The 13,324-nt window shown below is 46.1% G+C and carries 12 protein-coding genes; 10 read left to right on the top strand and 2 right to left on the bottom strand.

Translation table 11 applies throughout. From position 1 onward, the window contains the following. The first annotated feature begins 14 nt into the window (after nt 1-14). The 6 genes from AC6I8A_RS02570 to AC6I8A_RS02545 all read left to right on the top strand — a co-directional run bounded on the left by AC6I8A_RS02570 (nt 15) and on the right by AC6I8A_RS02545 (nt 6,836). Nucleotides 15-1,220: an MFS transporter gene (locus tag AC6I8A_RS02570; protein ID WP_497818000.1), complete on the top strand. Its 1,206-nt coding sequence runs from the start codon at nt 15-17 to the stop codon at nt 1,218-1,220. A gap of 123 nt (nt 1,221-1,343) precedes the next feature. Next, complete coding sequence (locus tag AC6I8A_RS02565; RefSeq protein ID WP_497817999.1) at nt 1,344-2,549, top strand: MFS transporter; 1,206 nt, start codon at nt 1,344-1,346, stop codon at nt 2,547-2,549. 372 nt (nt 2,550-2,921) lie between these two features. Beyond that, entirely contained in the window at nt 2,922-3,617 is a 696-nt protein-coding gene (locus AC6I8A_RS02560; protein ID WP_058959220.1) for a helix-turn-helix transcriptional regulator, read from the top strand. Then, nucleotides 3,617-4,006 (top strand): RidA family protein, encoded by a 390-nt coding sequence (locus tag AC6I8A_RS02555; protein ID WP_497817998.1) that lies wholly within the window; start codon nt 3,617-3,619, stop codon nt 4,004-4,006. The genes AC6I8A_RS02560 and AC6I8A_RS02555 overlap by 1 nt, the downstream gene beginning before the upstream one ends. A gap of 173 nt (nt 4,007-4,179) precedes the next feature. After that, a complete protein-coding gene (locus tag AC6I8A_RS02550) occupies nt 4,180-5,643 on the top strand; it encodes a Na+/H+ antiporter NhaC family protein (protein ID WP_497817997.1) in 1,464 nt (487 codons plus the stop codon). Nucleotides 5,644-5,654: 11 nt separating this feature from the next. Continuing rightward, nucleotides 5,655-6,836: a MalY/PatB family protein gene (locus AC6I8A_RS02545; RefSeq protein WP_497817996.1), complete on the top strand. Its 1,182-nt coding sequence runs from the start codon at nt 5,655-5,657 to the stop codon at nt 6,834-6,836. Between the two features lie 90 nt (nt 6,837-6,926). Here the strand turns inward: AC6I8A_RS02545 and AC6I8A_RS02540 are convergent, their stop codons facing one another. Together AC6I8A_RS02540 and AC6I8A_RS02535 are read right to left on the bottom strand one after the other, a co-directional pair. After that, complete coding sequence (locus AC6I8A_RS02540) at nt 6,927-7,634, bottom strand: siderophore-interacting protein (RefSeq protein ID WP_497817995.1); 708 nt, start codon at nt 7,632-7,634, stop codon at nt 6,927-6,929. A 12-nt stretch (nt 7,635-7,646) separates the two neighbouring features. Further along, nucleotides 7,647-8,354, bottom strand: a complete 708-nt coding sequence (locus tag AC6I8A_RS02535; RefSeq protein WP_497817994.1) for a GntR family transcriptional regulator — start codon at nt 8,352-8,354, stop codon at nt 7,647-7,649. Between the two features lie 202 nt (nt 8,355-8,556). Between AC6I8A_RS02535 and AC6I8A_RS02530 the strand changes: the two genes are divergently transcribed. From AC6I8A_RS02530 to AC6I8A_RS02515, 4 genes are all read left to right on the top strand, one after another. After that, nucleotides 8,557-9,387, top strand: coding sequence for an alpha/beta fold hydrolase (locus AC6I8A_RS02530; protein WP_497817993.1), 831 nt, complete (start codon nt 8,557-8,559; stop codon nt 9,385-9,387). Between the two features lie 240 nt (nt 9,388-9,627). Beyond that, nucleotides 9,628-10,704, top strand: coding sequence for a substrate-binding domain-containing protein (locus tag AC6I8A_RS02525; RefSeq protein ID WP_497817992.1), 1,077 nt, complete (start codon nt 9,628-9,630; stop codon nt 10,702-10,704). Nucleotides 10,705-10,724: 20 nt separating this feature from the next. Further along, entirely contained in the window at nt 10,725-12,329 is a 1,605-nt protein-coding gene (locus tag AC6I8A_RS02520) for a sugar ABC transporter ATP-binding protein (protein WP_497817991.1), read from the top strand. Further along, a complete protein-coding gene (locus AC6I8A_RS02515) occupies nt 12,326-13,312 on the top strand; it encodes an ABC transporter permease (protein ID WP_497817990.1) in 987 nt (328 codons plus the stop codon). Before AC6I8A_RS02520 ends, AC6I8A_RS02515 begins: the two co-directional genes overlap by 4 nt. The last annotated feature ends 12 nt before the right edge of the window (nt 13,313-13,324 follow it).

Below are 13,324 nucleotides of genomic sequence, written 5' to 3'. Positions count from 1 at the left end.
TGGGTAATTAAATTATGAGTCAGTCAGATGTTTCATGGAACGGCCAGAAGTCGGCCGTTTCATCCGGAGCTGAGCAAAAGCAGCTTAATTTAAGCAGAGCGAAGTGGTCAACGCGTATAGCATTTTTCATCGCGGGATTTGGCCTCTCATGCTGGGCACCTTTGGTTCCGTTTGCGCAGCAACGTATTAATGCAGATTCAGCGATGCTGGGTACGGTATTACTTTGTCTGGGGTTAGGCGCTGTAATTGGCATGCCTACTGCAGGTGGACTTGCAGGAAAAATCGGCAGTAAAAAGATCATTATTGCAGGAGCGCTGGGCCTGATTATTGCGTTGCCATTGCTGGCGCATGTTTCGACCCCGTTGACCCTGGGACTGACTTTACTGCTGTTCGGATGCTCAATCGGTGCGATTGACGTAGCTGCCAATATCCATGGCACTGAAGTGCAAAATGCAGCTGGCAAGCCTTTAATGTCTGGCTTCCATGGATTTTACAGTATTGGTGGCCTGGCGGGCGCGAGCTTCGTCACCCTCCTGATTGCTACAGGCCTGCATATCGTCTTTGCGGCAGCAATGGCGGCAGCACTGATCCTTGTATGTATATCACTCGCTGCACGTGGCTTCCTGAATACCCGTTCAGAAGAAGAACATCCGTTGTTCGTCATTCCACGCGGTAAGGTGGTTGCAATTGGCGTGCTGGCAATGATCATCTTCCTGGCGGAGGGTGCGATGCTGGACTGGGGCGCAATTTTGCTGATTCAGGTTAAGCAGGTCGCGGCGAATGTTTCAGGTATCGGATATGTGGTATTCGCGATAGCAATGGCTCTAAGCCGCTTTGTTGGTGACCGCATCGTTACACTGCTTGGCGAGAAAACTATGCTTCTGTCAGGTGTTCTTATCACTGCTGCAGGCATTTTCCTCACCGCTGAAGTGCAGTCCTTCTATGCAGTACTCGCTTCGATGGCTCTGGCCGGATTTGCTGCAGGTAACGTTGTGCCGGTGCTGTTCTCTCTTGCAGGCAGACAAAAATCTATGCCAGCTTCGCTTGCCATTGCATCAGCCAGTATCCTGGGATACCTGGGCGTATTAATGGGGCCAGCGCTGATTGGTTATGCCGCGCATTTTACGGGGCTCAAGTTGGCATTCGTATTGCTTGGAGCAATCGTATTAGTCGCGGTGAATCTGGTATTTGCGATCATGTCCAAAAAAGGGTCCGACTAACGGTATGCCGCGGGCAACATTTTATAAGTCATTACAGCCAGATAAAGGCCCGGCATATGCCGGGCTTTCTGCGTTTTATTTTTCGGAAATCAGGGTTCAGATAATATTTTTTGGGGTTAAAAAATGAGTTACAACAAGTCTGTCACGGCAAAATCATTGGCTTTGCCTCGCACATCATTTGGTGTATTGGGTGCTATTAGCGCTGCACACCTTCTTAACGATATGATCCAGTCGCTGATTCTGGCGCTTTACCCGTTGCTACAACCAGAATTCTCACTGAGCTTTGTGCAAATTGGATTGATCACTTTAACTTTTCAGGTGACATCATCTTTATTCCAGCCACTAATTGGGATGTTTACCGATAAACATCCGCAGCCACGTTCGCTGCCGGTGGGTATGGGTTTCACTTTACTGGGCTTAGTGATGCTGGCTTTGGCTGAGTCGTACCCGGCGCTGTTGATTGCCGCAGCATTAGTGGGAACAGGATCATCTGTTTTCCATCCTGAATCCTCTCGTGTGGCCAGAATGGCGTCGGGCGGCAGGCACGGGCTGGCACAATCGCTTTTCCAGGTTGGTGGTAACCTGGGAAGTGCTTTAGGTCCACTGCTGGCAGCGGTGGTTGTCGCCCCTTATGGAAGAGGACATGTCGCATGGTTTGTGCTGGCCGCCATGCTGGCGATAGTCATTCTGTTACAGGTGAGCCGCTGGTACGCTGCACAGCATGCAGCTGCATCTAAGTCGATAACAGCTCGGGCTGTGTCCTCTCTTCCACGTAGAAAAGTGATCATCGGCATCAGCGTACTACTGGTACTGATCTTTTCTAAATTTGTTTATACAGCCAGCCTCAGCAGTTACTACACATTTTATCTAATCGAGAAATTTGGACTGTCTGTTCAGAGCGCACAGCTATATCTATTTGCTTTTCTTTTCGCCGCTGCTGCAGGAACGGTCATCGGCGGGCCGATTGGTGATCGCTTTGGACGTAAAAAAGTTATCTGGTGTTCAATCCTGGGAACTGCTCCATTCAGCCTGGCATTACCCTGGCTGAACCTCGAAATGACATGTCTTTTTTCCATCATTATCGGTCTGGTACTGTCTTCTGCGTTTTCGGCAATTCTGGTATTTGCACAGGAACTGGTGCCAGGACGGATTGGAATGATCTCCGGCTTGTTCTTCGGCTTCGCTTTCGGCATGGGCGGCCTAGGCGCAGCAGGCCTTGGCGTCGTGGCTGATTACGCTGGCATTGCTACTGTTTTCAAAATCTGCGCCTTCCTGCCCTTGGTTGGGCTTATGGCTATCTTCCTGCCCGCTAAAACAGAGCTCGCGTGATTGCTGGATAAATTGAAGGGTACCTGATGGTGCCCTTTTTCCCTCCGGCGTACCTTTTCGAGGTTCTCCAACAAAGCTCTTCCCAACGCTCTTTGTTATTTCTCACTGTGCCCACTTCATTCATCAACCCTGTAAATCAGTCCGACGCCTTCTCCCAAGGTGAACAAAAGGGGAATTTTTGACATAGACAAAGTAAACAAAAGTCCACTTTTAAAACGATAAGTTTTAACCAAAATTATATAAATAATTGATTTTAATGTCTTTATTAAAAATGATGTGATTGGTGTCATAAGTTTTAAGTATGTTTATGTTGCTTTTTTGTGTGTTATTTATAATCCATAAAATCAAATAAAATCCATTTTATGGTTATTTATGAATATTGATGACAACGAGATACAGCGCAGTATGGCTTTTACCGAAAAGGATCATGAACACATGACATCCTACTTTCGGCTTGCTGACATGGTCGCAGACCTTATTGGATCTCACTGTGAAGTGGTATTGCACTCATTTGAAAGTCTTGATGCTTCGGTGGTGAAGATCGTAAATGGGCACCATACCAATCGTGAGGTGGGCTCGCCGATCACTGATATGGGTTTGAAAATGCTCAGGCAGTTTAATCAGACGGGTGAGGTGAATTCTCGCAGCTATTTCACGCGCAACAGAGAAGGTAAATTACTTAAATCGACAACTTGTGTAGTAGCAGGTGAAAGTCAAAAACCTATCGGTCTTTTTTGTGTGAATATTAACGTTTCAGTTCCCTTTCCTGAACTGGTTAAAACGTTAATGCCTGACCATATACTCAATGGATTACTACCTGAAAATTTCAGTTCAAATCCTCAAGAGCTAATTAATGAATCAACCTGCAGAGCGATAAGTGAGGTTGATAATGATCAAAGAATTAATAAAAAATTGCGTACTCGCGCTATTGTTTACAATCTCTATGAAAGCGGAATATTTGAACTTAAAGAGTCGGCAAATATTGTGGCAGAGAAGTTAAGTATTTCAAAAAATGCAGTTTATAAATACCTGCGTGAATTTAAACTTAATAACAGTGAGAACACATAATGAATCAAAAAGAAGCTATTGCCACCTCAAATGCTCCTGAAGCTATAGGTCCCTATTCGCAGGGGATTATGTTCGGTGATCTGGTATTTACTTCAGGGCAACTACCACTGATACCTGAAACCATGCTGTTCCCGGAAGGTGGTATCAAAGAACAGACAATACAATCGCTTGAAAACGTCAAAGCAGTCCTTGAAAAGAGTGGAGCATCGCTTAGTACCGTGCTTAAAACTACGTGTTTTCTTGCTGATATAGCTGACTTCGCTGAATTCAATGAGGTATATAGTTCGTACTTTTCAGGCTCAGCAGCGCCCGCCAGGTCGTGTATAGAAGCTGCAAAATTGCCGAAAAATGCAAAGGTTGAGATCGAGGTTATCGCTTATAAAAAGTAGCGATTATCAATTCATATCAACATTATGAGTATTTCAAAAATGTAATTCATTACCTGGAACTGGCATGAAGCCGCCATGAATAATCATCAAAAAAAATGCATATATTGGCGTTACGACCGCTTATGTCTCATTGATTTGGACATATTAACCTACTCAAATGAAGGGCCAAGACGATGGAAATAGCAGAGGATATAAAGGCGCAGCCTAAAAAACAGCCATCACTGAATTTCGCGTTGATGACTATCGTAATATTGATCTTATTCATTGTGGCATCAATGAGTTTACTCGGCATTCCTATTGTAACGACATTGTTTTTCTCATGGCTTATTCTGGTCCCTTTTGCGTGGAAGTTAGGTTATTCCCCTAAAGAGATTGAGAAAGACGTATATGAAATGATTAAAGTCGGTGCAGGATTATTTGCCCTGTTGTTGGCTATTGGTTGCATGATAGCCGTCTGGATCAGTGCGGGTACGGTCCCAACACTCATTTACTGGGGTTTAGAATTAATTTCTCCTAAATATTTTCTGGTAGTTGCTTTCCTGATCTCCATGCTCATTTCTCTGCCACTGGGTACAAACTGGGGAACCGTCAGTACGGTTGGTGTCGCTATGATGGGGATTGGCATGGGAATGGGTATTTCACCAGGCATTGTTGCCGGGGCAGTCGTATCAGGCTCATGTGTAGGAAATCTGGTTTCGCCAGTGGCAGATACGCCGCTGCTGACTTCCACTATCGCTGGCGTGCCATTAATGAAACATTTAAAACACATGGTAAGCGTTGCGGTTCCTGGCGTTATCATATCGGCAGCACTGTACACAGTTGTAGGTTTCTATTTTTCTGATGCTTCAATGGATGTTCAGGCAACCAATAACATGCTGTCGTCACTTGCGAGTACCTTCAATATCGGCTGGATTACACTCATACCTCTGGCTGTTGTTATTGGTTTACTGGCCTGTAAACAATCGGCTGTAGCCGCAATTATGGTTGGCTGTTTCGTCGGATCGTTTATATCCGTATTCTACCAGGGCCATTCATTTTCTGAGGTCGGTAATTTTCTCGCCACCGGTGTCAGCATAGAAACAGGCAATAAATTTCTTGATCCCATCCTCAACCGCGGTGGCATTTCCAGCATGCTGGAGTTGATAGGCGTCGTTGTTGCTGCATTAGGCATGGGCGGCATTCTCAAAGGCAGCGGTATCCTGGGAAAAATCATTGATTCGATGAGCAACGTAATTCATTCACGCGTCGGATTAATTACGTCAACATTTGCCGGATGTGCGGTGTGTTCATCACTTGTAGCAGCGAATTATTTTTCAATGATTATGAATGCCACTCTGATGGCACCTTTATATAAAAAATTTCGTTACCGCCCAGAAAACGCCTCACGCGCAGTCAGTAACTTCACTGATTGTTTGAGCATGATGGTGCCGTGGAGCCTGAACGGTACGTTTATCGCTGCAACGTTGGGTGTCCCGCTTATCGCTATTATCCCATTCATGTTTTTCAACATCACCATGATTGTGCTTGAGCTTGTTTATGGCTTATGCGGCATAAGTCTTACTAAATATTCAGATGAAGAATTTGAAGAAGTTAATGATCAGCAGGGAAGTGGCTTAAAAGAGATTTCACATAGTTAAGAGGAATAAGCATGAGCAGTAATTTTGATGAGGTTATCGACCGCCGGAATACATCCGCTTATAAATTGCGAGATTGTAAAGACAGCAATACTGTTGCGCTGGGTCTGGCTGATATGGATTTTCGTACAGCCGAACCTGTTGTTAAGGCGGTCACAAACGCCGCAAACTTTAGCCTTTATGGATATGTGCAGCCAGCTGGTGATTATTTCGATCCGTTTATCGAGTGGTCTAAGAAGCATTATCGCTGGGATATCGAGCGCGAATGGATTAGCTATACACCAGGCGTGATTGCTGGAATTGGTGGTGCCGTGCGGGTGCTAACAGAACCTGGCGATGAAGTGATCTTTCAAACGCCTGCGTTTTCGTTGTTTACCGAACTTACCGTTTCTAACGGAAGAGTTCCAGCGCATAACCCAATGTTATACCGCGATGGGAAATACAGCATCGATTTTGACGATCTGGAAGTCAAAGCTCAATCCCCCCGGGCGAAAATGCTTATATTATGCAATCCACATAATCCAACCTGTCGGGTGCTCACAGAAGATGAGCTGCTTCGTATAGGCGAAATTTGCCTTAGAAATAATGTTGTAATTGTTTCCGACGAAGTTCATTGCGACATGATATTTGGCAACAGGCAGCACATAAGCATCGCCTCATTAAGTGAGGCATTACTGCAAAACACGATAACCTGCATGTCTCCAACCAAAACCTTCAACATGGCGGGTCTGCAGATCTCGGTTAATGTGATTGCGAATCCCGAACTCAGAAAAAAGTTTGAACTGGACTGTTTGTCGCGCGACAGTAAACGGCCCAATATTTTTGGCATGATTGGTTTTACGGCAGCCTATAAAGAAGGCCATCAGTGGCTGGATGAAGTGCGCACCTATATCAGAAGCAACATTGATTTTGCCGAATGTTATCTACAGGAACATGCGCCTTTATTGAAGATGATTGACTGCGAAGGCACTTATCTGATGTGGATTGACTGTTCTGCTTTAGGGCTGAAAGGCAAGGCACTGGGCAATTTCTTCATAAACGAGGCCAATGTCCTGGTGGTTTCCGGAAACGGTTTTGTCGACAATGCCGATGCGTTTATCAGACTTAATCCGGCCTGCCCGCGTAGCGTTTTGACCGAGGGGTTAAAGCGGATCTGTGCAGCTGTGAAGGGGAAAATGAATCAGATTCAGGGTTAATGCAAAGAGAAACATAACAAAAACAGCACTGGCCCGATGATTTTGGGGCAGTGCTGTTGGGTGTATGGTTAAAAAGCAAATGATGCGAGATTACTCAGCGTTATCACGGTGATCAGCTTCACCTGATTTCCAGTAAGCTGTAATAGTCGTGTCTTTCCTGCTTCGGCCAAATGTCTGAAAAAGATGTTTTCGCAGCGGGATGACCACACTGTGCTCGCCAGCTCCCCAAACATGATCAGGGCTGTTGTTCTGAATCCAGGATGTAACCTGAGCTGCCAAATCCTCATCACCTTTGAGCCAATTCAGCGATAAAGCAGCGAGGGTATGAGGCGGAGCATAAGAAGCCTCTGTCTCTTTCACAATGAAAACCTGAACAGTGACGTTTTCGTCTAACGCTTCGATGATCCCAAAAATTCCCGGTATTGCCGTTTCATCGCCAAACAAGAGCAATGACTGGATGCCTTTTAAAGCGATACCTTCACGAGGACCAGCGATTCTGATGATATCGCCTTCCTTAGCAGATCGGCTCCAGCTGGCCGCTGGGCCTTCACCGTGTTGAACAAAGTCCAGAACCAACTCATTGATTACAGGACACATACGTCGAATAGTATAGGCGCGCCCCGGTCCTTCAGGTTCATTAGGTGGAGTAAAAAATACTTTTACCCATGCCGCCGGTAGCACTTCTGCGAATGCTGCAACAGATTCACCGGTAAGACAGATGCGTTTCATACGCGGGTTAATATCGCTCACGTGGCTGACATGTACCGCTCGGAGCTGTCGGGTTTGCTGTTTATCCATGTTCAACATCTTTTAATGAGTGATTCGTCTGCCAATACCAGAAGGCGCTGTAACGTTTAAAACGTTTAGCATCACGTCCCGGGTTTGGTTAAGGTGTTCAGTGAGGATAGATACTGCACCTTCTGCATCACCATCAAGTATGGCCTGGAGCAGTTCGTTATGGTCTGTATTGCGCTCCCCCTGGTCAGGAACAACCGGTAGCAGGACGCGCTGATAAATCAGGTAAGCTTCTGCGAGTTGTTTAATCATGAGGAACAGCCATTTACTGCCACAGTTCTCCATCATGATAAAGTTGAAATCCTCATGCCGGCTATGCCAGTCGGGATTGAGCTTGTCCGGGCTTTCGGGCAGTGTTTGCGGTGTGTGAATCAGACGATGATTGGAAGCGATTAGACGTCCCTGCCACTCAATGTCACCGGAAGCAATTGCCTTACGCAGCGCAATACTTTCAAACGTGACCCTTTGCTCAGTGAGATCGATAAGCTCGTCCTGATAAAGGCCTCGCACGCTGAATCCCTGCTGCGGAGCCACCTCTACTAAAAGTTCTCCGGTCAATCTGTTTAGTGCTTCACGCACCACATTGAGACTAACGTCAAAGCGACCTGCGAGTTCAGAGATTTTGAGTTTCTTACCCGGAATGAGCTGTCCCGTAAGGATCAACTCACGTAGAGATGCATAAATCGTCTCGTTTAACGATTTTCCTTCTTTTGAGCTTTTCATAATCCCTCTCCAGGAATATTCACTATTTTCATAAGCTTGGGTAAAATTTCAACGCTTTTGATTACATAATAGCACAGCATCTGTAAGAAGGATATTCATACGAAATATCTATGATGTCACAAAAAATCCATTTTCTTCTTCATAAATCATTTTTGTTGCGTATTATTGATTTCAGACCCACATGAGCACGCCAGGAGTTTTTATGTACGTGACAGTGAAGAAATCCTCGTTTGAATTTGAAGGAATTGAAGCAGGCTACTATTACGCTGATATTGGCAAGGGTTCAGCAGGCAGAAAAACATTATTACTCATACATGGTTCAGGACCTGGAGCATCCAGTTTGGGTAACTGGGGACGTATTCTCGAACCATTAGGCGAGAATTTTAATGTATACGCTCTTGATCTTATTGGCTTTGGCATTAGCGATCGTAAAGCTGAAAAACCCTATTTCGATTTTGAAATGTGGATTCGACAGGCTAAAGCCATGATCGATGTCATCGGTGTGAATGAATTAGGATTAATTGGTCATTCAATTTCTGCTGCTATTGCGCTAAATGTTGCCGCAAGCGACTCCCGCGTTAAGGCCGTATTGACGACTGGCGCGATTGGTGCACCTTTTAAAGCGTCTGAAGCAACGCAGCGAATCTGGCGCTGCCCAAAAAATCGCGATGAACTCATTTCAACACTTAGTACCCTTATCCACGATAAATCAGTTATCGATAATGACTACATAAGCGCGCGCGAACCCGTTGTGTTCCAGGAAGGATATGCGGAATACTTTGATGAAATGTTCACCGGCGAACCGCAACAATATGTAGAAAAAACAACTCTTAGCAAAGAGACGCTCGCGGCAATTGAATGCCCGGTAATTATGCTACATGGACGTGATGATATTCCTTTTCCTGCAAGTAGTTCTGAGATACTTGCAAAAAATATCAGATATGCTGATTTACAGATTCTGAATAATTGCTCTCACTCAGTGGTGTTGGAGAGGAATGATGCTTTTATGGCTGCAGTGAAACAACTTTTTTAATTCACTGCATCTAGAAGTAGGAGGTTATAACGGCATCGGACGCCTTTATTGAACTCAATTAGTAACAAGTCTCTTTCAATTGGAAGATGATTGACTTGTTATGTCTGTAAAAAAGGCGAATTTTGCTTTAACAGAATCGATAAAAGTTCTGGTTAGATATTAAGTCATTCTTTCATTACACAGGTTTTTCCCCAGAAGTTAATAACCTGGCCTTTATAAGTATTGAACGAGGGAATTAAAATGAGCTGGCTTTCGAGATTCAATGAAAAAGCGTTACCGTTAAAATCTTCCTGTTTACTGGCATCAATTATTTTTAGTTTTGCAGCACATGCAGAAGAAGATCGTCTGGTTGGAATAATTCCTGAAATGAAAGCGGATAAGCCCTTTAAACTGGGTGTCACCGTTGTTCATCTTAACGATGATTTTTATAAAGGGATTATTTACGGTATTACCGACGAAGCAAAACGTACCGGTGTCGATGTCGTCCAGGTATCTGTTGCTGGAGCCTACGGCAATGTCCGTGAACAGTTTGCCCAACTCGAAGCGTTTAAGAGCATGGGTACTGATGTAGCCGTTCTGGCACCGGCGGCATTTAATGGGTTTGATCCTATTATCAAGTCATTGAAGTCCAGTGGCATGAAAGTGGCCGCTGTAGGCATTCCCGTGAACAGTAAGAACATTGATTTCGGGGTGCTTCAGGATGATACCCACATCGGCAGTCTGATGGCGGATGCAGTCTGTAAATCGCCAGAGAAATCTAAAAATGTGGCTATGATCCCCGGCCCCGCAGGGGCTGAGTGGGTTCGATTGCGTTATGAAGGTTTCAAAGCAGAAGCTAAGAAGTGCGCTACTCCAGTTGAATTAGTTGAAACGGGTTTTGGCGGTAATATCGATCTTCAAGAAGGGTTAACCAAGGCTTCTGATCTACTGTTGCGCAACCCAAATATCAATTTTATTTATACACCGCAAATAACACTGGGCATGGGGGCCGCGCAGGCGGTGCGCCAGCAAAACCGTCAGGCGCCGGTAGTGAGCTCCGCGATGGTTAAGAGTGCGGCGCCGATGATCAAAGACGGAAGATTACTGGCCGTAGTGTCTGAGCCGGGCATCATTATGGGACGCCTGATCGTGCAGTACGCTATACGGGCTATGGAAAATAAACCGATGCCTGACCTTGCAGCGTCTGGAACAGACGGCCTCAGCTATCCCCACTTCAATGTACCCAACAAAGTCATTGATAAAGCCAATGTCTCGACACATCCGTTTGAGACATATGAAATCGTTCCTGAAGACTGGAAAATCCCGTCCATGCAATAGCACGTTTTGAGGAATTCATCATGCAGAAGATTCAGACGGACATTGTATCGGAGAGCAACGCGCCATCACCACTGTTGCGAGTTAGTGGCTTAAGTAAGCGCTTCGGTGCAACGCAGGCGCTGAAAAATGTCTCAATTCAGTTTCAGGCGGGTGAAATACATTGTGTTTTAGGTGAAAACGGTGCAGGAAAATCAACGATCGGCAAAATCATCAGCGGGCTGTATTCAGCTGATGAAGGCGTTATCTGGTATGCCGATGAGCAAGTTGCATTTAGCAGTTCCCGCGAAGCCCGTCATGCGGGCGTAGTGATGGTTTATCAGGAATTATCTCTCGCGCCGAGCTTGTCAGTTCGGGCCAACCTGTGGTTGGGTTCTGAGAACGGGAAAACCCTGCTTTCCCTGACACGCAGGCAGGTAGAAACGAAAAGAGTGCGTGAAGTACTTTCCCAGCTGGGCCTGGATGAGCTGGATATTGAACGTCCGGTTAGTGCATACCCGGTTGCCATTCAGCAGCTCATTGAGATCGGTAAGTCTCTCATGTCCCACCCACGCGTCATTATCTTTGACGAGCCCACAGCTATGCTTGGCGCGGTGGAAAAAGAAAACTTTTTTAACGTGCTGAGAAGATTACGTACTGCTGGTATCGCCTCTGTGCTGGTTACACATCACATTGATGACGTTGTTGCAGTAAGCGATCGCGTCACCATTATGCGTAATGGCCAGGTCGTTGATGCATTTCCGATGGACAGTGATATCACCGGCGACTTAATTGTGACGCGTTTGACCGGTAAGAAGCCTGAAAACCTTTTTATTCATGGAAGAGGATGCAACACTTATGCACCTCTTATTGATATCGAAAATGTACCTAAAGCCAGTGGCGGTCGTGGGGTATTCACTATCGGGCGGGGAGAGATTGTCGGCATCTACGGGGTAGTCGGCTGTGGTGGAGACGTTTTGCTGCAGCAGCTGGTTGGTTTCATACCCGGTAAGGCGCATGACGGCATTTCCTTCCGGATGGAAGGTCAGCGCTGGAAGCCGAGCGGTGTCTCTGAAGCCTTACGTCACGGGGTCGCGTGGCTTCCTGCAGGCAGAGCGAGCAATTGCGTTTATGCATCATTGACCATCAGTGAAAATCTCATGATAACGCAGCTAAAAAAATATACCCGCTGCGGCATGTTAAATACGCGTCAGACTGAGTTGAAATCGGATGAGCTATTGAAGCAATCCGGCGTCAAGTATGGCAGTAAGCAGGATCTGCTAACCAGCCTCAGCGGTGGTAATCAGCAGAAGGTTCTGCTCACTAGAGCCATGGCCTGTGCCCAAAAAATTCTGGTGCTGGAAGAGCCCACGGCAGGAGTAGATATTGATGCGAAGCATGAAATTCATCAACGAATTCGTGCGCTTGCATCATCAGGTGTTTCTGTATTGATGCTTTCAAGTGACCTGGCCGAAACCATGATGTTAAGCGATACAGTGTGGACCATGTTTCACGGCAGCATTGTAAAAACTTACTCTGCCCCGGATGAAAATGACAAAGCTTCCATCATTGCAGATGTCGTGGGCCAGAAAGAAACCGTGGTTACAACCCGCTTTCATTCAGAGAATGAACAGGAGTTTGTGTCATGACTACAAGCAAAGAAATGGGCTTTATATCTACAGAAAAGATGATGAAAAATAGATATTTTTCACTTTCTGACTGGATGCTTCCTCTCCTGGTGGTGTTGACTGCGGCAGTCGCTGGCTTCATCCAGCCGCGCTTCTTTACCGTGAGTAATGCGGTCAATCTTGCATGCCAGCTGGCGCCTTTATTGATTATTTCGCTTGGTCAGGCTGTGGCAGTAATAAGAGGTGGTCTCGATCTCTCTTTATCGTCAGCGATGTCTCTTGCCGGTGTCGCGGGTGTCATGATCATGAATCAGTACGGAGTAGCAGCAGGTTTACTGGCCATGTTGATTACCGGAACGATGACCGGAGCGGTATCGGGTTTTATTATCGCTTTCTTCAAAACGTCCCCTTTGGTGATAACACTTGGCATGCTCTCGGTGGCGCAAGCTATCGCGCTGATTTTATCGGGTGGTGTGCCGATTTATGATGTTCCTGCTGCCTATGTTCAGGCTGTTGGCTACGACACATTATTAGGCCTGCCAATGTTGGTATGGATAGCGGTCGCGCTAACGGTAATGGTCGCGGTGTTGCTGAAATTTACGCTGTTTGGCCGCTATGTATATGCAATCGGATCGAACGTGTCGGCGGCATCAAAATCAGGCATTAACGTGCGCTTCGTAACAGTCTTGGTTTACATGGTGAGCGGATTCTGTGCCGGTACTGGCGCAATTGTGCTTACTGCCTGGACAAGTTCAGCGCAGCCTATCGCAGCAGCTAACCTGACATTGCAATCACTTGCAGCAGTGGTATTAGGCGGCGTCGCGCTTGCTGGCGGGGCAGGCAATATCAGGCAGGTAATCACCGGTGTCGTGGTTCTCACGCTATTGTCGAATGTAATGAACATGATTGGTGTATCGGCCTATTACCAGACACTTGCGGTAGGAATAGTCATCATTCTGGCTGTAGTCCTTGACCGTTTACGTCGCCGGGGCACAGAAAATTAATTAGTGTTTTGA

Source organism: Pantoea sp. X-Soil-ISGK-275 (assembly GCF_059730795.1).
This window is presented reverse-complemented; position numbering and strand designations above follow the sequence as displayed.

Bases quoted from the DNA above. Each gene is read 5' to 3' on its own strand.
- AC6I8A_RS02570 (WP_497818000.1), top strand. From the start codon at position 15: ATGAGTCAGTCAGATGTTTCATGGAACGGCCAGAAGTCGGCCGTTTCA.
- AC6I8A_RS02565 (WP_497817999.1), top strand. From the start codon at position 1,344: ATGAGTTACAACAAGTCTGTCACGGCAAAATCATTGGCTTTGCCTCGC.
- AC6I8A_RS02560 (WP_058959220.1), top strand. From the start codon at position 2,922: ATGAATATTGATGACAACGAGATACAGCGCAGTATGGCTTTTACCGAA.
- AC6I8A_RS02555 (WP_497817998.1), top strand. From the start codon at position 3,617: ATGAATCAAAAAGAAGCTATTGCCACCTCAAATGCTCCTGAAGCTATA.
- AC6I8A_RS02550 (WP_497817997.1), top strand. From the start codon at position 4,180: ATGGAAATAGCAGAGGATATAAAGGCGCAGCCTAAAAAACAGCCATCA.
- AC6I8A_RS02545 (WP_497817996.1), top strand. From the start codon at position 5,655: ATGAGCAGTAATTTTGATGAGGTTATCGACCGCCGGAATACATCCGCT.
- AC6I8A_RS02540 (WP_497817995.1), bottom strand. From the start codon at position 7,634: ATGGATAAACAGCAAACCCGACAGCTCCGAGCGGTACATGTCAGCCAC.
- AC6I8A_RS02535 (WP_497817994.1), bottom strand. From the start codon at position 8,354: ATGAAAAGCTCAAAAGAAGGAAAATCGTTAAACGAGACGATTTATGCA.
- AC6I8A_RS02530 (WP_497817993.1), top strand. From the start codon at position 8,557: ATGTACGTGACAGTGAAGAAATCCTCGTTTGAATTTGAAGGAATTGAA.
- AC6I8A_RS02525 (WP_497817992.1), top strand. From the start codon at position 9,628: ATGAGCTGGCTTTCGAGATTCAATGAAAAAGCGTTACCGTTAAAATCT.
- AC6I8A_RS02520 (WP_497817991.1), top strand. From the start codon at position 10,725: ATGCAGAAGATTCAGACGGACATTGTATCGGAGAGCAACGCGCCATCA.
- AC6I8A_RS02515 (WP_497817990.1), top strand. From the start codon at position 12,326: ATGACTACAAGCAAAGAAATGGGCTTTATATCTACAGAAAAGATGATG.